This window comes from Xenorhabdus bakwenae (genome assembly GCF_030272115.1).
GTDB lineage: Bacteria > Pseudomonadota > Gammaproteobacteria > Enterobacterales > Enterobacteriaceae > Xenorhabdus > Xenorhabdus bakwenae.
Genome location: NZ_CP119194.1, coordinates 3,609,803 through 3,632,378, shown reverse-complemented (window position 1 = coordinate 3,632,378; position 22,576 = coordinate 3,609,803). Strand labels below are relative to the sequence as shown.

General features: G+C 43.1%; 25 protein-coding genes and 3 pseudogenes. 11 read left to right on the top strand and 17 right to left on the bottom strand.

The window, feature by feature from the left end; all coding sequences use genetic code 11:
* Nucleotides 1-374: 374 nt before the first annotated feature.
* Nucleotides 375-1,508, bottom strand: coding sequence for a PD-(D/E)XK nuclease family protein (locus PXH59_RS18040; RefSeq protein WP_285809486.1), 1,134 nt, complete (start codon nucleotides 1,506-1,508; stop codon nucleotides 375-377).
* 378 nt (nucleotides 1,509-1,886) lie between these two features.
* Here PXH59_RS18040 and PXH59_RS18035 point away from each other — a divergent pair, with 378 nt between their 5' ends.
* Genes PXH59_RS18035 through PXH59_RS18025 form a run of 3 tightly spaced genes read left to right on the top strand, consistent with a single transcriptional unit; the run spans nucleotide 1,887 to nucleotide 2,992 of the window.
* Complete coding sequence (locus tag PXH59_RS18035) at nucleotides 1,887-2,441, top strand: hypothetical protein (protein ID WP_285809484.1); 555 nt, start codon at nucleotides 1,887-1,889, stop codon at nucleotides 2,439-2,441.
* Nucleotide 2,442: 1 nt separating this feature from the next.
* Complete coding sequence (locus tag PXH59_RS18030) at nucleotides 2,443-2,859, top strand: tail fiber assembly protein (protein ID WP_285809482.1); 417 nt, start codon at nucleotides 2,443-2,445, stop codon at nucleotides 2,857-2,859.
* A complete protein-coding gene (locus PXH59_RS18025; protein WP_285809480.1) occupies nucleotides 2,834-2,992 on the top strand; it encodes a phage tail fiber protein in 159 nt (52 codons plus the stop codon). Before PXH59_RS18030 ends, PXH59_RS18025 begins: the two co-directional genes overlap by 26 nt.
* A 26-nt stretch (nucleotides 2,993-3,018) precedes the next feature.
* On the opposite strand, the gene PXH59_RS18020 is transcribed toward PXH59_RS18025, so the two are convergent.
* From PXH59_RS18020 to PXH59_RS18010, 3 genes are all read right to left on the bottom strand, one after another.
* The gene (locus PXH59_RS18020) at nucleotides 3,019-3,441 is read right to left on the bottom strand and encodes a tail fiber assembly protein (RefSeq protein ID WP_285809478.1); all 423 of its coding nucleotides are present in this window, start codon (nucleotides 3,439-3,441) and stop codon (nucleotides 3,019-3,021) included.
* Entirely contained in the window at nucleotides 3,441-3,959 is a 519-nt protein-coding gene (locus PXH59_RS18015) for a hypothetical protein (protein ID WP_285809476.1), read from the bottom strand. The genes PXH59_RS18020 and PXH59_RS18015 overlap by 1 nt, the downstream gene beginning before the upstream one ends.
* A gap of 388 nt (nucleotides 3,960-4,347) precedes the next feature.
* Nucleotides 4,348-5,268: an integrase domain-containing protein gene (locus PXH59_RS18010; RefSeq protein ID WP_285809474.1), complete on the bottom strand. Its 921-nt coding sequence runs from the start codon at nucleotides 5,266-5,268 to the stop codon at nucleotides 4,348-4,350.
* A gap of 1,009 nt (nucleotides 5,269-6,277) precedes the next feature.
* Between PXH59_RS18010 and PXH59_RS18005 the strand changes: the two genes are divergently transcribed.
* The 4 genes and pseudogenes from PXH59_RS18005 (at nucleotide 6,278) to queF (ending at nucleotide 10,380) form a co-directional block, all read left to right on the top strand.
* The gene (locus PXH59_RS18005) at nucleotides 6,278-7,162 is read left to right on the top strand and encodes an IS982 family transposase (RefSeq protein ID WP_285809472.1); all 885 of its coding nucleotides are present in this window, start codon (nucleotides 6,278-6,280) and stop codon (nucleotides 7,160-7,162) included.
* A gap of 878 nt (nucleotides 7,163-8,040) precedes the next feature.
* Complete coding sequence (locus tag PXH59_RS18000; protein ID WP_434223329.1) at nucleotides 8,041-8,652, top strand: helix-turn-helix domain-containing protein; 612 nt, start codon at nucleotides 8,041-8,043, stop codon at nucleotides 8,650-8,652.
* An 18-nt stretch (nucleotides 8,653-8,670) separates the two neighbouring features.
* Nucleotides 8,671-9,530, top strand: a pseudogene (locus PXH59_RS17995) (queuosine precursor transporter).
* Between the two features lie 13 nt (nucleotides 9,531-9,543).
* A complete protein-coding gene (gene queF, locus PXH59_RS17990) occupies nucleotides 9,544-10,380 on the top strand; it encodes an NADPH-dependent 7-cyano-7-deazaguanine reductase QueF (protein WP_285809468.1) in 837 nt (278 codons plus the stop codon).
* A 101-nt stretch (nucleotides 10,381-10,481) separates the two neighbouring features.
* Here the strand turns inward: queF and PXH59_RS17985 are convergent, their stop codons facing one another.
* The 11 genes from PXH59_RS17985 to PXH59_RS17935 are packed head-to-tail and all read right to left on the bottom strand — an operon-like array spanning nucleotide 10,482 to nucleotide 17,358.
* Nucleotides 10,482-10,925, bottom strand: a complete 444-nt coding sequence (locus PXH59_RS17985) for an SRPBCC family protein (protein ID WP_285809466.1) — start codon at nucleotides 10,923-10,925, stop codon at nucleotides 10,482-10,484.
* A gap of 31 nt (nucleotides 10,926-10,956) precedes the next feature.
* Entirely contained in the window at nucleotides 10,957-12,120 is a 1,164-nt protein-coding gene (locus PXH59_RS17980; RefSeq protein ID WP_285809464.1) for an MFS transporter, read from the bottom strand.
* 10 nt (nucleotides 12,121-12,130) lie between these two features.
* Nucleotides 12,131-12,505, bottom strand: a complete 375-nt coding sequence (locus tag PXH59_RS17975; protein WP_285809462.1) for a hypothetical protein — start codon at nucleotides 12,503-12,505, stop codon at nucleotides 12,131-12,133.
* Nucleotides 12,502-12,918 (bottom strand): EVE domain-containing protein, encoded by a 417-nt coding sequence (locus tag PXH59_RS17970; protein WP_285809461.1) that lies wholly within the window; start codon nucleotides 12,916-12,918, stop codon nucleotides 12,502-12,504. Before PXH59_RS17970 ends, PXH59_RS17975 begins: the two co-directional genes overlap by 4 nt.
* Nucleotides 12,915-13,382, bottom strand: coding sequence for an SRPBCC family protein (locus PXH59_RS17965; protein ID WP_285809460.1), 468 nt, complete (start codon nucleotides 13,380-13,382; stop codon nucleotides 12,915-12,917). Before PXH59_RS17965 ends, PXH59_RS17970 begins: the two co-directional genes overlap by 4 nt.
* Nucleotides 13,369-14,022, bottom strand: coding sequence for a hypothetical protein (locus PXH59_RS17960; protein WP_285809459.1), 654 nt, complete (start codon nucleotides 14,020-14,022; stop codon nucleotides 13,369-13,371). The genes PXH59_RS17965 and PXH59_RS17960 overlap by 14 nt, the downstream gene beginning before the upstream one ends.
* Nucleotides 14,015-15,163, bottom strand: a complete 1,149-nt coding sequence (locus PXH59_RS17955; RefSeq protein ID WP_285809458.1) for a beta-ketoacyl-[acyl-carrier-protein] synthase family protein — start codon at nucleotides 15,161-15,163, stop codon at nucleotides 14,015-14,017. The genes PXH59_RS17960 and PXH59_RS17955 overlap by 8 nt, the downstream gene beginning before the upstream one ends.
* Nucleotides 15,160-15,897: a cyclase family protein gene (locus PXH59_RS17950; RefSeq protein ID WP_285809457.1), complete on the bottom strand. Its 738-nt coding sequence runs from the start codon at nucleotides 15,895-15,897 to the stop codon at nucleotides 15,160-15,162. Before PXH59_RS17950 ends, PXH59_RS17955 begins: the two co-directional genes overlap by 4 nt.
* Nucleotides 15,894-16,142, bottom strand: coding sequence for a hypothetical protein (locus tag PXH59_RS17945; protein ID WP_285809456.1), 249 nt, complete (start codon nucleotides 16,140-16,142; stop codon nucleotides 15,894-15,896). Before PXH59_RS17945 ends, PXH59_RS17950 begins: the two co-directional genes overlap by 4 nt.
* A gap of 37 nt (nucleotides 16,143-16,179) precedes the next feature.
* Entirely contained in the window at nucleotides 16,180-16,593 is a 414-nt protein-coding gene (locus PXH59_RS17940; protein WP_285809455.1) for a hypothetical protein, read from the bottom strand.
* Nucleotides 16,594-16,596: 3 nt separating this feature from the next.
* A complete protein-coding gene (locus PXH59_RS17935; protein WP_285809454.1) occupies nucleotides 16,597-17,358 on the bottom strand; it encodes an IS5 family transposase in 762 nt (253 codons plus the stop codon).
* A gap of 321 nt (nucleotides 17,359-17,679) precedes the next feature.
* On the opposite strand from PXH59_RS17935, the gene PXH59_RS17930 reads away from it, so the two are divergent.
* The 3 genes and pseudogenes from PXH59_RS17930 to PXH59_RS17920 all read left to right on the top strand — a co-directional run.
* Nucleotides 17,680-18,537, top strand: a complete 858-nt coding sequence (locus tag PXH59_RS17930; RefSeq protein WP_285809453.1) for a hypothetical protein — start codon at nucleotides 17,680-17,682, stop codon at nucleotides 18,535-18,537.
* Between the two features lie 522 nt (nucleotides 18,538-19,059).
* Complete coding sequence (cspE, locus tag PXH59_RS17925; RefSeq protein ID WP_047769059.1) at nucleotides 19,060-19,272, top strand: transcription antiterminator/RNA stability regulator CspE; 213 nt, start codon at nucleotides 19,060-19,062, stop codon at nucleotides 19,270-19,272.
* Nucleotides 19,273-19,743: 471 nt separating this feature from the next.
* Nucleotides 19,744-19,962, top strand: a pseudogene (locus tag PXH59_RS17920) (IS982 family transposase); the annotation flags it as partial.
* 20 nt (nucleotides 19,963-19,982) lie between these two features.
* Here PXH59_RS17920 and PXH59_RS17915 read toward each other — a convergent pair.
* Nucleotides 19,983-20,078, bottom strand: a pseudogene (locus PXH59_RS17915) (IS1 family transposase); the annotation flags it as partial.
* 174 nt (nucleotides 20,079-20,252) lie between these two features.
* Between PXH59_RS17915 and PXH59_RS17910 the strand changes: the two are divergent.
* Entirely contained in the window at nucleotides 20,253-21,221 is a 969-nt protein-coding gene (locus PXH59_RS17910; RefSeq protein WP_285808913.1) for an IS110 family RNA-guided transposase, read from the top strand.
* 395 nt (nucleotides 21,222-21,616) lie between these two features.
* On the opposite strand, the gene PXH59_RS17905 is transcribed toward PXH59_RS17910, so the two are convergent.
* Nucleotides 21,617-22,576 (bottom strand): oxidoreductase, encoded by a 960-nt coding sequence (locus tag PXH59_RS17905; protein ID WP_285809450.1) that lies wholly within the window; start codon nucleotides 22,574-22,576, stop codon nucleotides 21,617-21,619.

The following is a 22,576-nucleotide window of genomic DNA, read 5'->3' as shown; positions in this document are numbered from 1 at the left end:
AGAAGTGATGGCAAGACAGGTCGGACCGTGATCAGGAAACTCTGGTGTCATGCAAGCGCTTATAGCGCGTCGAAATGATAAGAGCCTGGTCAGCGAATTCCATCAGGGGCAGGGGCGACGGCCTCAACTAAAGTCCGGATGTATGGCTGCAATCTTAACCTGGTTCTGGTCATGACAAACGATTGTTTGGCAAACAAGGGGCGCCCATGTATGCATGACAAGGTGATAGGGACGTTCATTGAGCGTGAAAACTATGTTTAATGAATGATCTAACTATTCAATACATGACCAAATTTCCAGCTACTAAATTCCATGCCGATATTTTCAGAACACGACAACGCAGTCTGGCAACAGGCTGCGCTTATTCGTTCCTCCTACACATCAGTCACAATTTGGCTTTCCAACACTTCGGAGATGAGCATTGCCATCTCTTTAAGCAAAAGTTTCGCTTCTTCTAAAGAGCCTTCCGGAGTACCAAAAGAGAGTATCAACTCTTTAGCTTTCGGGATAATCTCCGAATCGGATTTATCAGCCGATGGCAGGAATGCGTCTGATTTCATTTTTTCGAGCACCACGTCACGCAGCGTTGCCAGTTCTGGGCAGTCGCAGATATTTATCCAACCATTAACGTAGTAAATGACGTCCTGCTCATCCTCGCTCGGATAATAGACAAGAGACACGCCAGTTTTCCCGTTTCCCCAACATTCCGGAGCCAGATGTATAGCTTTATAATCCCCTTTCCAGTTATTGATACGATGCGATATATTTGTGCCAGGCAGTACTTCAGCGAGAGTTTTCTTGCCCTCATCAATCATTGCTGCTTCGAATTCTTTGAGCAGGTCTCTAGCTTTCAGCAGAAGGTTAAAATGTTCCTTAACAAAATTCTGGTTTTCCGTGTTCATTACCATTGTGTTATTCACTCCGCTTAGTTCATACAAATGATTGAGAAATTCGGTGTAAAAAATGTTCCACTTACTGAAAGGAACACGTGCTTGATCTTGACCCAGGCGACTTCTGGCAGTTGTAACCAGTTGTGAATAGCTGAGTAATGGCCATTTCGCTACAGGTAAACAGGGAAGGCTGTCGGGAGCAAGGATACAGCGGTATACCATCTGGCTGTTATCTATGAAACTATTAAGGTGTTTCTCGTAACTTTCAAAGGGATTATTGATGGCTGAAATTGTTTTGTGTTCGATGCCGATGATGAAATCCTGATGCGAAATCAGAATATCCAGATATTTGCCATCAGATGTTCTCGTTTCTCTGGTTACTTCCAGCGAGGTAATGTCCAGATCGTCGATATCACTGTCTACATTAAGGCACTGCATCAATGCCTTGAGCAACCAGGGCGGAACATCCCGCCTGTTTCCCATAAACAGTGCCAGCAGATCTGAAGTAGGATTTTCAAGATAACCAGTACCACCAGACGTGAAGAAATTGGTTTTTCTTTCCTCATGAAGTGTGATTTTTTTTAGTTTCTGAAAGAAATCATCTGTTAATTTATTCATAGTTGTAATATCCCATAATGGGTCGAACTTCTATTATTTTCTGAGTGTTATATGTAGTGATATAAAGATCTCGGACACGTCAAAAGCCTGCTAATGTTATTAACATGACAAAGTCATCGGGTGTAGCGCGTCGCGTGAATTGAAAAACTGTTTCATTTAAATCGAGAAAAATTATATTACGATGTTTTTATCAAAACACGCGGCATATTTAGATTGTTTTTTACCCATTAACGCCGATGTTCCTCCAAACTCACATTTTGTACATTTATTGAACTGAAAATTTGTTTAATTTCAACCCGTTCAACAGTCAGTTACCCGTTTCTGCTGCCCAAATCCACCCAGTGCGTAATTCTAGAAAACCTCGGTTTGGTGGATACCGTGGAGCTGGCGAAAAATGCGTTGCCAAAAACAGGCGGAACGGTAACTGGCGGTGTAAAAATAGCGTCACAGGACGAAGCGCTGTCGATCATGACCTCACCAGGGCGGCGGAACTATTTGAGTTATTACGACTCAGAAACCAACAGAATTGGGTATGTTGGATTTGGTAGCGACGTTAACGTTGATGTATTAACGCTGCGAAATGACCGGAGCGACACCCATCTCAATATTGATAGCAAAATTCGATTCAATAATATCGAACTGGGGTATAAAAACACAGCTAATCCACAGACTGGATGGTGGAAATGCGGGGATACAGGATTAATTCGTCAGTGTTTTCTCGTCAATAAATCATCCGGTTATTTACCCGAGGCGTTTGATTTCCCTATCCGGTTTTCACAGAGAGTGATCGGAGTCTCACTGTCAATGTCGGCGACACCATCGAGCTATGGCGGCGTCATGTGGAATTCAGTATCACTCTCGTCAATCAAAATTTCCAATGTGAGTGCTGAAACGCAGGCGTCGCGTGTTTATATTGCCGTGGAGGGCTATTGATATGTATGTATACAGTGCAAAATTTAATGCATTTCATCCGATAGAATGGCAGCAGGATTATATCAACGCGGGGACGTGGCCGGATGACGGGATTGAGGTGAGCGAGGCGGTTTATCTGAAATTTCTGACGCCACCACAGGGAAAAATGCGCATTGCAGGTACTGACGGGTTACCCGCATGGGGCGATATACCCCCACCTACACCAGCGGAATCACGACAGCAGGCAGAACAGGAAAAACTCTATCGTCTGTCTCAGGCTGCAAAATCTATTGCTCCGTTACAATACGCGGTCGATCTCCAGATGGAAACAGATAGCGAACGGGCGGCGCTGACAGAGTGGAAACGATACTGCGTCCTGCTTAACCGTGTAGACTGTTCGACAGCACCAAATATTGACTGGCCTAAAGCGCCAGAATAACAATCAGGGGCGTAATGCCCCCGATGCCGAACCCTGCGACATTCCCGAAGGTTGTCGCTTAGATGTCCGTGTCCAGATGCCGGAAAATTCTATTTGGAATCAACAGCAACAAAAATTAGCTGAATCAAAATGATGTTTAGGGGCACGCAGCCCCTATATTCATTTCGGCTGTTCCGGCCACTGGATATCGGGGGCGGTAGCGCAATCCACGCGATAGAGAACTATCCGGTATTCCCTCCATTCGCCTAATAACCGTTTTTCATCTTCTGTTGCCATGCCAAAATCAACCGCATCCTGATAAATATCAATTTTTTCCCTGACCAAACGCATTAATTGCCGTTTCTGAGATTCAGCCTGTTGTTGTAGCTCTTCCGGTGTTGGTGGAGGAACATCCTCCCACGCGGGTAAACCATCAGGGCCAACTACACGTATTTTTTGCGCCGGTGGATTAGTGAACGTTTTAAAAATCTGCTCAGATATCGGGACAACGTCTGATATATCCCAACCCGCCCGCTCGTAATACACTAAATCTAATTCGTAAAAAAATGCGTTATTTTTCGCACTCCATACTATGTTCTGCATTAGTATTTCCCCACTGCGATATACATGAATTTTAATTTAACGGGGCCAGTCGATTTTGACATAATGCCCGCCCGTAACAAGAACCCCGCGCGGGATACGGCTTCACAGGTGCAGAAAATAGGGCCGTTCTCGACGCCTACTGCAAATACGCCCGTCACAGAATCGCACGAGCGCGGAAACGGCGTAGAAAATTTGACGGATTCCATTGACGCACTACGCCCGTCAGCCGACAGCGGAACGGTCGCCAGAAAATCTCCAAACACCATCATATAACCACTGGGTACACGAAATGAATTTGCTGTGCTGCTAAAAAACGACATATCAGGGATCTGATTTGGCCCGTTCCCGATGGTTCGATAGCCCAGTTCTGATAAACCGAGGTTTTTTATAGAAAATCCTTGCCTAAATGGAGGCTGCAAACGGCTACAAAGAAAGAATGAGGGATATTTGGATATCAATAAATGAGCAAGAAAGTGATGCAAAGGAAAAAATAGGTGGATTGAATAAATTACAACCATGTTTTAACTGACTGGTTATGTAAAAATTTTTCAATAGATGAAAAGCAATTAGCTCTTCATTTATCGCGCGGATAGGCTCAATTTATCGCGCGCGGCATCAGAAACCCCAAAGTAAAACGATTACATTCAATGAGTTAATCGATAAATAGCAGGAGGATGATGCAGAAGGTGACTTAATGTTTTAAATACTGAATTGTATGCATCTCAAAGGGCAGCATAATAAATCAGGCATGTATAAAACCGGAGCATCCCTGCATCGTTCGAAGCCCTGAACGTAGTCTGGTTCGCCTGACCCGATGCCCCTACAGGTCCGCTTTTCGCTCATAGCTGACGGTCAGGTAGGGTAGCGATTAATCCAGATCATTATCTTTTATCAGGGAAAATAGTGTTATTCCGCCTCACCTTTCTGGTAATACACCTGCCGGATATAGCGCCCACGTCCATCACCGTGTCCCAAATCCATTGATGCCAATGCCAGCGCTTCCCGCTCACTGAATCCCTGCGCGGTGTAATATTCACCGGACTGCTGAGCAAAATGATAACGCATACTGTGTGGCGCTTTATTGCCCGTCAGCCCTGCGCTTCTGACCACATAGCGGTAACGGTCTATGGCCTGCGTGATCGTCGGTTTATCAATCAGTTTTCCACCACCCCGCTCTGCCTGCTCTCGCTCGGCATAAGCAATGGCATGTTGCAGCGCTGCCCGATCCAATATGGTCGTCTGCCTCGGCCGTCCGCCTTTGGTGCCAAATATCACCCGCACAGAGGTCTGCCCATTTTCCAGTGCTTTTTTCCAGGTGGCTAACGATTTATAGGCTTCCACCGCTTCTTTGGTGCGTAAGCCCAACACATAGGCCAGTTGCATCACCGCCGCCACATGCCGGTCTTTTTGTTCGACCTGCTGAAAGATTTCACGGAACGCCGCCGGTGCCAACGCCGTTTTAGTTCCTTTTCGGTTTATGGCAACAATACCGAGTGCCCGGTTGCTCAAACGGGCGTTACCGGGATCAGCCAGCTTATGCTTTCCGGCCTGCGCTAAAACGCTTCTCAGCACGGACATTTCATTTTGCAGAGTTCGGTGGCTGATAGAGTTGGCCTTTCGCTCTGCAATATAGCGTTCAATATATTTGACTTTAAGGCTGTCCATCTGCCGGAGCTTAATGCCTTTCTCCTTGAGAAAGTTAAGAAACTGCCGGGCAATCCGTTCACGATCGGCAACTGTGGCAAAGCTCCCACCCGCTTGTCGGGCATGGGTCATAAATTCTTTCCTGAACAACTCAATTTTTGACCGTGCTGATTTCTGCGCCATTCACGCCTCTCCTGCCACTTTTTCTCTGTTTTTATTAATTTTTTTTAACAAGTCTCTGCGTGTCGGTTCAGGTTCACCGTTCCGTGATGCGTCAGATAATGTGTAGCAGAGTGAGGTTGTGTTGAGTTATTGCAGGAGTTCGCTACGTGCTGAGCACAACGATGGAAGGCTCCCCGTTCATTGCCTGATCAGCTCAGGATGAACGCCTCATTATCTTGACGTATGTCATATCTCCTTTTTTTACTGCATCAGCCTGTTTTAAGGCGGTGGGTTGAAAACCAGGTCTGGAATTCGTTCGTCAATCAAACGAAATGTCTGTTAATGGTCTGTTCTGAATGGCTTCACTGAGTAATTCAGGGTTCAAATCGGCCGTAAAGGCAGACCGAATGTGCTCTGGACGCTGACGCCCGGCGACGTCACTTGGTCATCGCTGCGCGTTAACACAAGTGACGCCGCGCCATTTTCGGGACGTTTATTGTGATAAATACAAAACGTGGGTGAATGTTGTATCGGTTAAAACGGTAGCGATTAACGTGAGGCAGGGCATGTTCTGCCCGGTTATGTCGGTAGCCGGTGATAAATAACACCGGGAAACTTTCATCGTCAGATCGTGGGTTATTGGTCTGATGATATCTGCTTCCAAAAGTGCGCAGATGTACCGCATGACATGCACTCCCTTTCAGGCTACGGGAGTTTTGATTCGCCGCTTAACGTTGATCCTTACAGGCGATGGATCATTGGTAACAGTTAAATACTTGATCGATTGGGTTGAGTGAGGTCAAATGTTTGTTTGATGATGAGGTGTGGGGAGAATATCATTATTTTCTTGATAAAAATGATTTTTCTTCCGTTCATACTCTTAATAGGCTTGTGATATGTCCAGAACCATTGTCCTACTGCGACTCTGATGGGTAATTAACTCGAATTCTGGATAAGAAATTGACGAGAAGCCTGTTCCGGGAGCAAAGTTTTGGTGCACACCAAAAACCGCTCCGAGGTGGAACAGGCTATGGACAAGTTAGTTGAAGTTTTCTGTGATGTCGATGATTTTTGCCGTTTTTTCATCCCTCAATGGGAACAATTTTGTCTCGATAGCGGGCATCGTTTACGCCGCCGACAAGGTCATATGTATCCCAGTGAAATCATGACCCTTTTGATCCTTTTTCATCTGTCGCATTACCGTGATTTTAAACATTTTTATCTAGAGCATATTTGGAAATATCACCATAAGGATTTTCCAACCTTGCTAAGCTATCCTCGCTTTGTCAGTGTGGCTTCTTCCGTTCTGGTGCCACTATGCAGCTATCTGACTCAATTAAAAGGGAAACCCACAGGCATTGCTTTTATTGATTCCACCAGTTTGAGTGTCTGCCATAACATTCGCATCCCTCGACATAAGGTCTTTGCGGGAATAGCAAAGCGCGGAAAAAATTCAATGGGTTGGTTTTACGGTTTCAAATTACACTTGGTTGTCAATCATCAGGGGGAAATTCTAGCGCTTAAAGTGACTGCGGGAAATGTGGATGATCGGGAACCTGTTCGTGAATTATCAAAAGAATTAATAGGTTCTCTTTACGGTGACAAAGGTTATCTCAGCCAGGAATTGGCGGACGATTTAGCCAAAACCGATGTCACTTTCATCACGAAAAAACGGCGCAACATGAAAGCGTGCATGCAAGCTGAGTGGGATAAAATAATGTTAAAAAAGCGTTTTATTATTGAAACGATTAATGGGCAATTAAAATTGATTTCTCAGATAGAGCATTCGCGTCACCGAAGTCTAAGAGGATTTATGTTGACCGTTTTAGGTGGACTGATTGCTTACTGCCTTAAATTGAAGAAACCATCACTGAAAGTTTTCTACTTAGAAGAAGATGTTCCAATGATGGCTTAAGCAGAATTCGGGTTAATTAGTGACTTACTTAAAGTAAAATTTTACTCAAACACAAGACAAATAATCACAATAATCGTGACAATAATCTCAAAATCAAACTGTCGTGATAGTCATATTGAGTTCTTTAAATTATTAATAGATTGTCTTTATGGGTGTTACTAACACTTGAAATTAGACACTCAAAAAGGTAACCGCTCCATACCACATATTTATCTAAATCCACATTTAGATATTCAAATCACCACAGATACCAACTTAACATCTGTTAAGTTGGTATTTCCCAACGGCTGATACTAAAAAACCACTTTCTTCCACTATATAAGTGCTCATTTCACTTATATTATTTTCCTGAGAAAACTATCTTACCAAAAATAGAGCTTCCCTAGTGTACATAAAGGTAATTCATTGACTTCATTGGTGAAAAATAAAAAAGTAGATTATTCTAAAGTTAAAGCATGGTTACGAGCCATTCTTCTCATATCTTTAACGCCTCAATATAACCAAAACTTAATGCGATAAAATATAAAACTCATAGAAATGGCAACCATACACAAATGCCTTTCTTAAAAGAAGAATCTGGTGTGGCTCAGCTAATTATTTTGCATTGAAATTATTTTATTCATATAATAATTAATATATTCAGTCAGTTGTAAACTACTGCGAGTAATTAATCACACATCACGCAATAAGGTCAACATAAAAATAAACAAAAAGAGCATTAAATTGTACACTTTGTGTATATCATCATGTTTTTTAAATTAAAAAAATTTCTCCCTTACTATTCTTATAAATCTACGTATCGAAAAATATTATGGAAAGTAATAAGTTAATCATGTAATGTCTGAAGGGAAAATCTAACAACATTATTATTTTCCGAAATGAAAACATCAGGGATAAAAAGAAAATCTAATATTATTAGTAACATTGAGTATATGATGCGAAAAAATGGTGAGAATAAGTCCTCACTGGCTATGCGCTCAGGTGTTACAAGAACAACGCTCTATAAAATTCTTGATGGCCAAATCAACAAAGTTCAACAATCAACTATCACAAGAATTGCCGATTTTTTCGGTGTCAGGTGCGATGTTATAGAGCATTTCGACATCGAAGAACTTGATCGCATAAACAATACTCTCTCTGCTGAAGGTAACAAAAATCCCTCTGCTATTCCGCTTATTCCCCAGTCAGACGTGTTGGCCAGTATGGAAGATCGTATTGGCCAGCTTATCATGAGATATCCGGTAATCTGGGCCTTCGAAGAAGGCGCAAACCTGATTGGACTGACAGTAGAAACTGAAATTGATAAAATTTTTTTCCCCGGTGATACATTAATCATTAAGCGCTATGCCGCTCCTGTAAAAAATCAGCCATCGCTAATATATGCACCCGAAAAAGGATTTTATCTCCACGATGTGTCGGATTACACAAAAAAAATGCCAACCATCAACGAGCAATTAATTGGCATCATTATTGAAGAACGCATCTCGTAAGCAAAGGAGCATTCGGCTGTGTCAGATAATCAAAAATATAAACTATTGGGTTTTAGTCGCTCTTACAACGTAATAAGAGCGAATATCATGGTACTATCTACAGGGAAAAGCATTAGCATACCGTTAAAGGAATTGGAAAGTAGCCAGGTCTCAGAGGATCTCAACCGAAATGAACTCAGGGAGATCTATCGCCGGATGTATGGCAGTGAGGATACGGTAACCGCTTATGACCTCACTGATCGGCACGAACGTTCCTGGTTCGCCTATCTGGTGATTGCGCTTTCTCTGGCCATTATCTATATTTTTTGCACCATTACAGGGATAAAACCAATAAGTATTCCCTATATTAATATGGTGATACCCGTGGCAGTCTTTTTTTTACCCCTTAACATTCATTCTCGTTGACATACTCAATGAGTTTTACGGTCTCCGTCTGGCCAGAAAGGCGATTCTTTTTTTCGTTTATTACCAATATCCTGTTTGTTCTCGGCCTGATGTTCACGGCAATACTGCCAGGTCTTAAAGAATGGGGATTAGCAGAAGCCTATGCTGGAATTGTCCAGAGTATTACTGCTGTTCTTGTTGCGTCTTCAGTTGCTTATATCGTCTCTGAGAATGTCAATTCATGGCTGTTATGTAAAATCAAAGAACTGACCAACTCCCGTTATCTTTTTATTCGTATCATAACCAGTACAACAATAGCGGCCGCACTGGATAGTGTTATTTTTTGTACACTGGCATTTTATAACACGCTTGACGCCAACACGATTAAAACCATTATTTTTTCCCAGTTTATTATCAAAATAACCTACGCCATTGTCGGTGTTGGGCCTATCTATGCTGCCCGAGCATTATTCAGAAAATATATAAACTCATAGGAGAGAAACAATCATGGATATTAAAGAGTCACTGACCCATCTTGGAACAAAAACCGATTACGTACAAAGTTATTCTCCAGAATTACTTGAAACTCTTCCGCGATCACTCGCACGCGAAGTTATCAATATCAGTTCTGATGCATTGCCATTTCAGGGTTTTGATCTTTGGACTGCCTGGGAACTTTCCTGGCTGAACAGTAAAGGTAAACCGATAGTAGCAATCGGTGAATTCACCATTCCTGCAACCAGCCCAGGATTGATTGAATCTAAATCATTCAAGCTTTATCTCAACAGCTTCAACCAAACTAAGTTTGAAACAACTGATGATGTGATCCGGGCAATGAAAAAAGATCTGTCCCAGACAGCTGGCCAACCCGTGGAAGTAAAACTTTATCCTCATCTTGAAGGATACGGTCATGAAATAAATCAATTCTCAGGCCAGTCACTGGATGATCTGGATATCGAAATAAACGGGTATGACTTTGATGCTACGATACTGACAAATGCCGTTTCTGTGGAAACGGATATTGTCGCTGAAACATTGCATTCAAATCTCTTAAAATCAAACTGTCTGGTCACTAACCAACCTGACTGGGGAAGTGTTGTTATTCGGTATGAGGGCGCAAAAATTAATCATGAAAAACTGCTGCGCTATCTTATCTCATTCAGAACACATAACGAGTTTCACGAGCAATGCGTAGAACGAATTTATAACGATATCATGCATTATTGCCAGCCTGAAAAATTAACCGTATTCGCCCGTTATACAAGGCGGGGCGGGCTGGATATTAACCCTTTCAGAAGCAATTACGAAAATGTCCCTCTGACGGGACGGCTTATCCGCCAGTAAAAGAATATCAAATTGGGTGAGACGTTACCGCCTCGCCCAGTTCACTATTCTTACTTAAGATATGGAAACCAACAGAGTGTTGTATATAAATTTGTGGACATCTAATACTGAATTTTGTCACCAATCAGTGCATGCCGGCTTAATTCTGTCATCGCATCCCGCAAATGATTTTTAATCTTACTTCCAATCAGATGACCGAACATTGGAGCGAGCCATCCTTTCATCGTAACAGAATGGCGGATACGTGCTGGCAAAGTATCTGTTGAATTAATATACTCGTGATCAAAAACAAGGGTTGTTAAAGGTAATTTTGCAACGTCAGAAAATGAATGTAGAGGTTCAACATGGTTCAGTGTAAAATTAACTTCAGGCCCACTAATGGGTTTCATTCGCCCGGTAGAACCCTTCTTAAAATTTCCATTTAACCTTGCCCACTTAATTTCTTTGTCCCAACCAGGCCATGACGAAACATCCTGCCACATTGCCCAGATTTGTTCAGGTGTCGCTTCAGTAACGATTTCTTCACTATAATTCCACGTAAACATTTCACTTCTCCAAAACAAAAATTAGTTTGGTTCATAACGCTTGTCGGCGAACAAAACAAAAAGGCACAGCCAGAATAACTAAGGCCGCTGCAGTAAGGGGTAAGTGAGTCATACCATCTACTGCAATTTGTCTTGTGGCAATAAAGGAACTCAGTGACATCCCCAGATTAAAAGCGGATACATTAAGGCTAGCAGAAACACGAGCATTAGACGTCTCTATATAAGAAACCACCCAGCTCTGAACCATTGGTGCGGTGGCAAATGCACCGATACTCCACAGCATCAGGCAGATTGTCTGATTTATAGGATTGACGACATAAGATAATCCCACTAGTCCTGTGGCTTGAAGTACAACGGAGAAAGTCAATGCTGAAGGTAAACCCGCTTTTCCGGGAAGAATCCCTCCCAAAATGTTGCCTACGAGAGATCCCATACCGACCGCGCCCATAATTAACGCAACTGCTTGGGCATCTAACCGCGAAGTTTCTGTCAACCATGGCTCAGCGTAAGAAAAAAAGACGAAGCCGCCACCAAATGCAAGTATGGTAAAACAATAAGGCCTGATTAATGCTGAATTGCTCAGAGTGGCATGTAACGCAAGTTTACGATTTTGTGTTTTTACCGATGGGCCAAATTCTTTAGGTAATGAAAACCACAACAGAAAGACACTCATTCCTGCAATAATGGAAATTGTAACAAAAGGGAACTGCCAACCGTAGTGTGCAGCTGCCAGCATCCCGGTGGGTACCCCAAGAACCATTGCGAGTGTGAGTCCAGAAAACATCAAAGCAATGGCAAGCGGTGTATGACGGGCAGTAACAACTGTTGGAAGGCTGGCTGATGTTATACTGAAATAAGCACCATGTACAACTCCGGCAACTGCACGCAATATGAGCAGAACAGTAAAATTTGGTGCGATGACTGAACCGGCACTGAAAATCGCAAATGACAGCATAAGGGTTATTGCAAGAGAGCGGGCACTGTGAGACAGGGTTAGCATTGTGAGTAATGGTGCCCCCAAAGTTATCCCAAGAGCATACACGGTCACCAATAAACCAACCTGTGGCATTGTCACACCAAATTCGATAGCCATTTGACCTAACAGGCCAATAACAATGAATTCGGATAAACCGACTGCAAAAGCGGTAAGCGACAATACCATTATCATCAATATAGGCATGGATGATTTTGGCATATTGACCATCTCATTTCAGAAATGTTGAGCAGATAAAATCAGGCAACCTTTCCCGAAGGAGGTTGACTAACTCGGGTTTATAAACACGCCGATAGCATACACATAGCTGACTTTCCTGTTCATATTCCCATAAACCCGACTGAATAAGCTCACCAACTCGGTTGCGGGCACCTATAAAAATGCGGTCACCACGCCGCCTGCGTGTAATGGTTAGGCTATCAATCTCATCCAATCCATCTAGTTCAAGCTGAACTTTGTGAGCCGACAGCTGATGCCATGAAATTGTTTTTGACCAAGATTTAACGAGGTAAGGCCATTCGAGACGATTAAAAAAATCTGCTCGTGAGACCTGATCAAATACGACAACAATTGTTGAAGATTTCATGTCAGTCTCCTCATTGCTGTTCTGATCCGTGCGGCATCATTTGTACTGATCTCAAAAAAACCTCTCCGTGCCAGCATTCCCCATTGGGGGTTAGCAGTAAATTCCAATCCATCTATGTCCTTGAGCACAACTGACTGAAAGCTTGGGTCAAAAATAACGTCTTTACGGAATGGCTTAAAACCGGGAAACTGTTCTACCTGATAGATATCATCATTGGTGAATACACATTGATATTCAACGGTTTTCAATATTTCTCCCGATTTCATTTCGCTTCGAGGGCAGTATATAAACACTTCATCTCCAGCCCGGGTCTTCCGCAATGGTCCCGCCTTTCCATGACATACCTGAAGGAAACCGGAATCGGCTGCAAGGCGGGCATGAGCCCGCGAGATAACTGCAATCCAATGTTTCATATTGCGAGTGCTCCCTGAAGAACCTGCCGGGATAGTTCATCAACGCTGGTAACTACATCAGCCCGCAGTTTTTCCAACAAGGGAGGTGGAAATACGGAACCATCAGCCGCTGACAGAGCGCAAATGGAATGCTGTAGGATGACGTTTTGGCTATTATCACTCTGCATCAGTGTATGGCCGAAACAAAGCAGCCCCATAGGAGTGTTCGCCGTTGTCGTAAAATGAACACCTTCAATCAGCGCAGTCACATTGACTGCAATAGCTCCAGATCCAACTTTGGGAATAATCATAAAACATTTCCCAAGAGACAGTCCGTTTTCTGTTGCTTCAGTTCCTGCCAAAGAAGCATCCCAACGCTGCCAGCCAGCAAGATCATTCCATGCGTTCCAAACTCTTACAGCAGCAGCTACTGGGATATTGGCAGAATGAGAAAATACAAAAGGATTGTTTTTAATTGCTGACATGGTGGTAAAGTTCCTTATGAATGGATAAAGTTGCAAATATGTCGGCCTCATTATCTTCTGATGAGATCAGGCTGAAGGCGCCAAAGGCGGCAGATTTACCCTCAGTAATAGAACGTGTGCCGATACGTTTGGGAATACATTCGAAAGTGCCTACAACGACAGCCCCAACTCGCTCCCCTTCCAAGTTCTGTTGGAATAAACTATCGATTGCAGCGGCCTGAATACAGATGTTACTGGTTGCCAGTGTCAGTGCTTCCGCTTTGTTACCCTGTTCAATGGTGAGGTAACCTTGAAGACTCGCAGGAAACCATGCTGTCGCGACATAACTATTCACACCGTCAAGCGTAACTGCAATATCACTGCTCATGACCTCCATTACGTAATCCCAGTTAGCGTAGCGGTTTAGGATCAGCAATGGTGTTTTTTGGGGATTTGCATCTAGTTTTTCCAGCCGTTGATTAAGATCATAATACTGCCAAAGCCCACCAGCCAGTCGAGTAGCCGATGATAATTTGGGACGCTGTCGGCGCGGGAGTTGTGCATCAAACTCACGGTATGTAACCAATGATGTCACTGCTGTTGTCAAATTAGTGAGTTCAACAACATCTCGTTTGAGTATGCACGTAAAGGTTTCAGACATAATCATTCTCCATAATCATTGAGGTGTGAATGCCTGAAAACCCGCTGGCTGTTTTTAACATCACTTTGCTCTGAAATGGTGAAGCCTGAGAACGCGGGGGTATATCCTGATAAGCATCAACAGGTAAATCTTGCGCCGTTGGAGGAAGCGTACCGGTTATCATCATTTTCCATGCTAAAGCAACTTCAATAATATTAGCGCCTCCCAGAGCATGGCCATGATTTCCCTTAAACGTTGTGACAGTCGGTAGTTTTGTACCAATCACATCTTTTAATGCTTGGTATTCAGCCTGATCATTTTGTTGAGTGCCGGAAGCATGAAGATTGACATGATCTATTTCTTCTCCCTTTACTCCCGCATCTTTTAAGGCCAATTCAATACCTTGGCGTATTGAGACTCCATCAGTCGCAATATCAGTCATATGGTATGCACTGGAAACACATCCATAACCAGAAATGCGAGGTACGGAATGTTCAGGAACCTCAGTACTGACCAAGATCGCACCGCCACCATCCGCAAAGAGAAAACCATTTCTATCAAGGCAGAATGGGCGTGAAGGACTCATCGTTAAATTGGGATCAAAAGAACAAGTTGCATTGATTTTGTTGAAAGCCTCCAATGCCAAAGGGGTCAAACCAAAATCAAGAGACATTATCAAGGCCCGCTTAAATCCCAATTGATACATGATATTTTTAGCCAGACCAATGGCCTGAAGCCCGGCACAACAGCCTGTTGGAACACAAACAAATTGCGTGTTTTTTCCGTAAGCAGGTGTATCGGAAAAAATGCGTTCAACTGATGCAAAATCAAGTTGTTCCAGTGCAATTGGCCGATCTGAGTAAATCTCATTTTCTACTTCAGCAAGATTGCCTACGGCACTGGCAAAAAAAATAGCATCTACAGGGTCAGTAATATTCAGTTGGTTAACTAACCTGCGGATCGTACCCGAAAAGAGTCGCCCGTAGGCTGCAATATCAGAACCCGTACCTGGAATGGTTTCAGCGACGAAAAAACTTCTATTACCGGGAAGATTTGCTTTTCTGTAAACCACAGCTCCTTTTATGATATTTCGCCAAATTTCCTCCAATGAACTACCAAGAGGGTTAATTGCAGCAGCGTGAGTGATATACAAATGTTTCATTCTATAATCCTTGCTACGGCTCTGGCCCAGGCTGCTCCACAGTGCAGCTTGATAGGCAAAGCAATAAAATCAACCAGTTTGGCAGATTCAAAACTCTGGAGATTTGCCAAACGTTCAATTTGGTAATACGGGCGTTTACGCCCCAATACATGTGCTGGCCAGAGTTTTGAGGGATCTTTCGTTTCAACATAGGCGCGGCACATTACGGCAAAAGGAGGATCTACGCTGAATGCATCTGTTCCGATTAAAGTATAACCACGATCCAAAGCAGCCTCGACGTAACGAACAGGTATCCCCTTAAACTCAGTAAAATAGCTGGGATCACCATAACGCTCGTAGGCTCCGGTAATAAAAAATACCGCATGTGCATGTTCAGCATAGTTATCAAGGCGCTGTAAATACTCCAACCACTCAATTTCTATTTCTGCGCCACAAGATGTGCGATCTGTAAAAATTACCGCTTGCCCCATAAAATGATTTATATCAGCAGCAGCAATATCAGGGGCACCAGGTGAATAATGAAGAGGGGCATCGATATGCGTTCCCTGGTGTGTAGACAGCGTGATAATTTCATTGGAAATACCGTAACCATCGGGCCAATCTTCCGGGTTAATGTCAAAACCTTTACATAATTGGGCTACTCCAGCAATATGATCAAGGGTGTCCACATTAATACGAACAGGCTCACCATTCCCCGGATATAGAGCTGTTGAAATACAGGTGTAGTCTTTCATAAAAATAACTCCTGTGGCAGATGTGGATCTATTTCATTGTACTTAGGTCGTTGAAACAGCATGGGTGAAAAACAAGCGTTATCAACAAATTCCCTGATTTGAAACAATGCGTTAAGCGTTCCGTATTCACTCAGTGGGCAAGGTGAAATGCTGGCATCGCCCAGAGGGGTGACATGATTGATTGAACAGGTCATCGATCGTTTTTCAGGTACAACGTAACCACTGAAAAGGATCTTTTCCGGCACAACTGAAATTCCTTCTGCAGCTATAGCAGCGAGTAGTTCATCTGTCGAAATAACGTTTGAAGGTAAACAGGAACACCCCAGTGATACTTTGTTGTCTCCAACGGGTATCATGAAAAAAAGTACGCCGACTACCATTGGGGAATATTTCAGACCAGAAACGCATTTCATTTCTATCCAAATCGGGGGGAAAAGATAGGACGAGATAGCGGCAAGCCGTTTGTGCTGGCTGTATTACATGTGACATGTAAGCAGGATCATTAATTACAGATGTTGTACCACGACAGTCAAATATCCTGTCGAATCCATCCAAATCTTCAATCCTTGTTACCTCTTGCTGTATACGTCGCGAAACAGGGATGTTTTCTACCAAAAATGTAGCCAACCGTCTCTTGTCATATATAAAATATTGCCCATTTGAAGCTAGGGGCTGTTGACGTTTTGTGTTCATCATTATTTATTCTGCCCACATTGGCAGCCATATAATGACAAATGCCAGTGCTAACATACTGGCGTAATTTCTTGCTAATTTATCGTATCTTGTTGCAATAGCTCGAAAATGTTTTATTCGGGCAAACGCATTTTCGACCAAATGTCGATAACGATATAAAACATCATCAATACTCTTATCAGATTTTCGGCTATTTTTCCGATAAGGAATGACCGTTGTCGAACCTTGTTTTTCAACGAACTCTCTGAAAGCTCTGCTATCGTAACCTTTATCCGCAATCACAAAATCGGATGCCGGTGAATGTGTGACCAAACTTTCTGCGTGCACAATGTCGTGCGTTTGCCCCCCTGACAGCTCAAAATGGACAGGCAAGCCATAACTGTCTACGGCCAAATGAATTTTAGTAGAACGTCCACCGCGACTCTTACCAATGGCTTCATCTTCTGTTGAAGCTGCACCTGAACTGTGTTGATGAGCGCGGACAATACTCCCATCAATGAATAACCATTCGGTGTCTGTATTTTTAGATAACAATTTGAATAATAAATCAAAAACACCTTTCTTTGACCAGGCATTAAAACGTTTAAAAAGCGTATTCCACTTTCCAAATTCCTCAGGTAAATCCCGCCACGGACATCCCGTTCTCATTCGATAAAGAATGCCTTCGAAAGTCAGATAGTGCGCTTCTTTGTGGTAAATACATCCACTTTGTTGCATCAATATAACTAGCTTATTCCATAAGGATTTTGATAACATTGTTCTTGGCATGATGAGCTGGGGTAATAGTTTTTTCGCGAAGACAATGATACCAGATCATCATGCTGTTCAAATTCCCCTCACAAAATGTCAACACCCCCTAATAAAAAGGCCACTGGATAGCGATATAGTACTCGCCCTACCACATAGATGTGATCCAGTATACTTATCTCTGATAAAGCCAGCATATCCTTGAATCGCAGGACTCACCCCCTGTTGGAGGGACCCACAATGAAAGCTCGCAAGAGACGAGACGCCAAAGCCGTTTAATTTCCACGAGCACTGGGTGGCTCAGCTGCAACATTAAAATTTCACTAAAAATCTTTCGATGCTATGACAAAACGTACATACAAAAGCACTCAACAAAAGTCTGACTATTTCTACTCTGGAATGCCTGTTCACCGGATGTCCTATTGTGCCTTTCTAGATGTCTTGGGCTTCTCAGAGAGGATTCGCACCAGCTATGAAGATGGGACTGAAGATATTCTACTGATGGATTTTCACCAAATTCTCGCCAGAAGCATCGACAAGTTTAAGGAGAACACCAGCGAGTCGATGCTTTACTTCAAGTCATTCACTGATAACGTGGTGCTAGCACATCCTCAGTTTAGTGAAGACATGGAATCAGAATTCGGATTCATTCTCTGGTCTATCATAGAATACCAATTCCAGATGGCGCTTAAAGGATTCTTTATCCGAGGTGGTCTTGCTGTTGGTCAGCTATTTATGGATGAAAATAGCGTTTATGGAGCAGCATTGCTGGATGCATATCATCTAGAAAGCAAAGTAGCCGTTAACCCCGTAGTCGTTCTTTGTGATAGAACAATGAAGTTGGTGGATATACACATCGGTTATTACTCTGGTGAAATTGCACCACAACGTAGAGATGTGCTAAAAGGACCTGATGGCCGTTATTTTCTTAACTATCTGACAGAATGTATTATTGATGGTGATGAACAGCAGTTTCTTGATACTAAATCTCTTCTTCTTCATAAGAAGCAAATTGAGCGAGCACTAAAAGCTTATGCGCCAATCCCTGCGGTGCTCTCCAAGTTCTCTTGGCTTGCCGCCTACCACAACTATTTTTGCGACATGATTTCTGGCTACCCGGAATACGATGAAATGATGAAGGTGTCGGAAAAACTTGCTTCTGTGCAGTTTCAACAAATTGGACTGTCCTCACACCAGTAGAGTTAATCTAACCTCACAAGGAGGCATGTTCAAAGGTCTCTGACTGGCATAATCTGGGTGACAATTCCTTTGAACACACTTGTAAAACACTTCGATAGAATCGATATATCGAACTGGGTCAGATGGTGGTGTTGATGTCCGTTCCTCGCGCATATCGGAAGGCCTCTAAAATTGAATGGACCGGTTTTGCAGGATACTTATAATATCTGTCGATCCCTGGGAGATTAGTGTCTGATATTGTCATGATCTGCAGCTAATGGACATCAGCTGCAGGGTGTTTAAGTAGTTTAATTGGTTAAAATAAAAAATATAAACGTTGCTAAAATAATTTATCTATGTCTTAATATCGCCATCGGTTTGGAATACAGACCTTATGAAAGCAGTTTTAGTAAAGCAGTCCTCAGTTCAGGTGTTATCTACAGATATCCTTCTTCATGAGCCTCCTCCTAAGTGCCAAATAAGTAACTCGAATTACAGGCCATCATCGCCACTCTTAGTGGCTCATCAATAAAGGAAGTATCTATGTCTAATAAAATGACTGGTTTAGTAAAATGGTTTAACGCAGATAAAGGTTTTGGCTTTATCACTCCGAACGACGGCAGCAAGGATGTATTCGTACATTTCTCTGCTATCCAGAGTGACAACTACAAAACGCTTGATGAAGGTCAGCAAGTCTCCTTCACTATTGAAAATGGCGCTAAAGGCCCTGCAGCTGGAAACGTCACAGCGCTGTAAGCGTTGCTAATTATTAGCGACACTTACAATAGCGATGAAGGCAATAGTCTGAGCAGCTAAGCTCTGCTGATAATAAAATGAACCCGCCTTGTGCGGGTTTTTTATTACATTAATTTCGCATGATAACGTAGACACTTTGGACTTATACCATGTCCGCTTTACGCGCATAGCTGATGATCAGAAGTAAGATATTTGAGAAGGAACCGAAAGATAATTATGGGAAGAACTTGGACTAAGTGGGAAGTTATGGATAATCAATTGTAATTCCTTTTCAATATGTGAAAGGCAGACCAAACAGGAATTGAGCTTAGTCTGCCCTCTGACTTTGCCAAGTTTAATCAGTTTAACCTGCTGACTCAGACTCGTCATTGAGTAACTTAACCCAAATTCTGGATAAGAAATTGACGAGAAGCCTGTTCCGGGAGCAAAGTTTTGGTGCACACCAAAAACCGCTCCGAGGTGGAACAGGCTATGGACAAGTTAGTTGAAGTTTTCTGTGATGTCGATGATTTTTGCCGTTTTTTCATCCCTCAATGGGAACAATTTTGTCTCGATAGCGGGCATCGTTTACGCCGCCGACAAGGTCATATGTATCCCAGTGAAATCATGACCCTTTTGATCCTTTTTCATCTGTCGCATTACCGTGATTTTAAACATTTTTATCTAGAGCATATTTGGAAATATGGTCATGCTTCCAATGGTTAGATTGCTTAGAGAAAGTCGTATTCACGCTCAATAAACGTTCCTATCACTTTATCGTGTATTTCTTCGGATTTGGAATAGCCTATCGTTTTTCGATTCAGCCTTGTATCTTAAAAGTAGGTTAAAATAAATACGATTAGATTTGGCACAGTGTACGCAGTCTGAGTTGCCCTGGGGTTTTAAGCCCGTTTTAAAGCTATTGACGCATACACTGAGCCACTCATCTGAAACCCGAACAGTTGTCCGTCATCCATAACGTATTTGCAAGGCAGGGTAATATGAGTCAGCCAAATCCACTTTGTGTGGGCATCGATGTTTCCAAAGCCTCATTAGATATCGCCGTGAGTACTGGCGTAGAGGCATTCACCGCCAGTAATGATCCTGATGGTTTTGATGCCATTGTGTCCGTACTGAAGCAACATCTCGTGTCCCTGATTCTGATGGAAGCCACCGGTGGACTGGAATCTGCTGTTGCCTGCTCGCTTCAGGCCGAAGGGTTTGATGTCGTTGTTATTAATCCCAGGCAAGCGCGAGATTTTGCCCGGGCCATGGGATATCTGGCAAAGACTGACCGCATTGACGCCAAGGTCCTGACTCAGATGGCAGAAGTGATAAACCGTCATCCCGAACGAGAACGGTTTATTCGGGCGCTGCCAGATGCGGAACGTCAGATTCTTTCTGCCATGGTGGTGCGCAGACGGCAGTTGATTACGATGCTGGTTGCTGAGCGTAATCGCCTACATCCTGCGCATCCTCAGAGCAGAAAGAGCATCAACACTGTCATTAAAGCACTGGAAGCTGAGCTGGCGCGGATCGATGAAGATATGAATAAACATATCCAGATTCATTTTAAGGAACTGGCTGACCGGCTCAGCGCCATCAAGGGCATTGGGGCAATGACAACAGCAGCCCTGCTGGCAGAAGTCCCTGAACTGGGCAAGCTCTCGCGTCGGGAAATCAGTGCACTTGTTGGCGTTGCTCCTGTTAACCGTGACTCGGGAACTATGCGGGGTCGACGAACCATCTTTGGCGGGCGCGCTGGGGTTCGGACAGCGTTGTATATGGCCACACTCGTGGCAACCCGTTTTAACCCGGTAATCAAGACGTTTTACAACCGCCTGCTGGCGGCGGGTAAGGCCAAAAAAGTGGCTCTTGTGGCTTGTATGCGCAAGCTGCTGACCATCTTGAATGCGATGATTAGAAAAAATGAAGAATGGAATAATTCGTATCATCAGATAACGCCATAAAATCGCGTTCAAGACAGTTGCTTTCATTCATGCTGAAAGGGGTAACATGCAGAAAAAGCGCGTTAAATACTGCACTTAATTCTTTTTCCCATGGTGAAAATTACCTGAATCAGCGGTGAACAGGAATCCCGTTAAATGTATGCGTACAGCACTGACACTGAATAGGAATATCATTTGCTGACAAATGCGGATTCACCTTCCTTAAAAAGCCTGATTTATCGACGAACAGCCCGTTGTAACCCGAATTCTGGATAACCTGAGCTTCGTATATGGTCTTCTCCATTTCTGTCTCAATCCTCCTTCAAAGGTAGAAAATACAATGGGTTAGACTTCTTAATACCATAAAAAATAGTATTCTGTCCGGAATCTTAGGTTGTCATGAGACTACTTGCGATTTAGTTAGCTGCGAATACATTTACACCTGCAAGATTAGCGGTGAAATTCCACAATCTTAAAGCTTCCGATGGATCAATCGCGTATTCACAAACACCGACAAAGGATTCTTCATAATCTGATGCAAGTCCGGTAATGTCACAATCTTCACAATAAAGTCCCCCCTGTTCATTCAAGGCTGGGCTTGTTGCTGCCCATACCTCAGTTGCAGCCCCTTGTGCCGGAGATTTAAAAGTGGGGTCAATCGGGTTACCATTCCTATCCATCCATCCTTCGTTTGCCATCTCTTCATAAGACAAGTGCCGTTGGAGTGGGGTAAATATTTTACCGGGATGCAAAGAAAATGCTCTGATGTTCTTGTTTTTTCCATACGTATCCAGTTGCAATGCAAAAAGCACATTAGCAGTTTTAGACTGTGCATATGCCACCCACTTGTCATAACCACGGGTAAACTGAATGTCATCCCATCGAATTGGAGAGTTATGATGTCCGGCAGATGAAACACATACTACTCTCCCTCCAGATCGGATATTGTTCCATATGAGATTCACCAGTACATAATGGCCAATATGATTTGTAGCAAACTGCAATTCCCATCCCGGACCAACCCGTTTTTCTGGAGAAGCCATGATGCCAGCATTACAAATCACATAATCAAAGATATATTTATTAGCATTGACATAAGCCGCCAATGTCCTAACAGAATTTATGTTCGAAAGATCAAGTGGAAGAATGGTAATATTAGTTAGCTCACTTAATGCATTAGATGCACTCCTCATATCCCTTGCTCCCACCACCACATGAACACCTGCTTCTGATAGCGCTTTAGTAGCCTCATATCCCAATCCAGAATGCCCGCCTGTGATAAAAGCGGTCTTACCTTTAATATCAATACCTTTAAGTACATCAGAGGCTGTTGATGACGCACTAAATCCTGAATTGATCGGTTTTTGGACTCGCAT

Bases quoted from the DNA above. Each gene is read 5' to 3' on its own strand.
- PXH59_RS18040 (WP_285809486.1), bottom strand. From the start codon at position 1,508: ATGAATAAATTAACAGATGATTTCTTTCAGAAACTAAAAAAAATCACA.
- PXH59_RS18030 (WP_285809482.1), top strand. From the start codon at position 2,443: ATGTATGTATACAGTGCAAAATTTAATGCATTTCATCCGATAGAATGG.
- PXH59_RS18020 (WP_285809478.1), bottom strand. From the start codon at position 3,441: ATGCAGAACATAGTATGGAGTGCGAAAAATAACGCATTTTTTTACGAA.
- PXH59_RS18015 (WP_285809476.1), bottom strand. From the start codon at position 3,959: ATGGTTGTAATTTATTCAATCCACCTATTTTTTCCTTTGCATCACTTT.
- PXH59_RS18010 (WP_285809474.1), bottom strand. From the start codon at position 5,268: ATGGCGCAGAAATCAGCACGGTCAAAAATTGAGTTGTTCAGGAAAGAA.
- PXH59_RS18005 (WP_285809472.1), top strand. From the start codon at position 6,278: ATGGACAAGTTAGTTGAAGTTTTCTGTGATGTCGATGATTTTTGCCGT.
- PXH59_RS18000 (WP_434223329.1), top strand. From the start codon at position 8,041: ATGAAAACATCAGGGATAAAAAGAAAATCTAATATTATTAGTAACATT.
- queF (WP_285809468.1), top strand. From the start codon at position 9,544: ATGGATATTAAAGAGTCACTGACCCATCTTGGAACAAAAACCGATTAC.
- PXH59_RS17985 (WP_285809466.1), bottom strand. From the start codon at position 10,925: ATGTTTACGTGGAATTATAGTGAAGAAATCGTTACTGAAGCGACACCT.
- PXH59_RS17980 (WP_285809464.1), bottom strand. From the start codon at position 12,120: ATGCCAAAATCATCCATGCCTATATTGATGATAATGGTATTGTCGCTT.
- PXH59_RS17975 (WP_285809462.1), bottom strand. From the start codon at position 12,505: ATGAAATCTTCAACAATTGTTGTCGTATTTGATCAGGTCTCACGAGCA.
- PXH59_RS17970 (WP_285809461.1), bottom strand. From the start codon at position 12,918: ATGAAACATTGGATTGCAGTTATCTCGCGGGCTCATGCCCGCCTTGCA.
- PXH59_RS17965 (WP_285809460.1), bottom strand. From the start codon at position 13,382: ATGTCAGCAATTAAAAACAATCCTTTTGTATTTTCTCATTCTGCCAAT.
- PXH59_RS17960 (WP_285809459.1), bottom strand. From the start codon at position 14,022: ATGTCTGAAACCTTTACGTGCATACTCAAACGAGATGTTGTTGAACTC.
- PXH59_RS17955 (WP_285809458.1), bottom strand. From the start codon at position 15,163: ATGAAACATTTGTATATCACTCACGCTGCTGCAATTAACCCTCTTGGT.
- PXH59_RS17950 (WP_285809457.1), bottom strand. From the start codon at position 15,897: ATGAAAGACTACACCTGTATTTCAACAGCTCTATATCCGGGGAATGGT.
- PXH59_RS17940 (WP_285809455.1), bottom strand. From the start codon at position 16,593: ATGATGAACACAAAACGTCAACAGCCCCTAGCTTCAAATGGGCAATAT.
- PXH59_RS17935 (WP_285809454.1), bottom strand. From the start codon at position 17,358: ATGCCAAGAACAATGTTATCAAAATCCTTATGGAATAAGCTAGTTATA.
- PXH59_RS17930 (WP_285809453.1), top strand. From the start codon at position 17,680: ATGACAAAACGTACATACAAAAGCACTCAACAAAAGTCTGACTATTTC.
- cspE (WP_047769059.1), top strand. From the start codon at position 19,060: ATGTCTAATAAAATGACTGGTTTAGTAAAATGGTTTAACGCAGATAAA.
- PXH59_RS17910 (WP_285808913.1), top strand. From the start codon at position 20,253: ATGAGTCAGCCAAATCCACTTTGTGTGGGCATCGATGTTTCCAAAGCC.
- PXH59_RS17905 (WP_285809450.1), bottom strand. From the start codon at position 22,576: ATGCGAGTCCAAAAACCGATCAATTCAGGATTTAGTGCGTCATCAACA.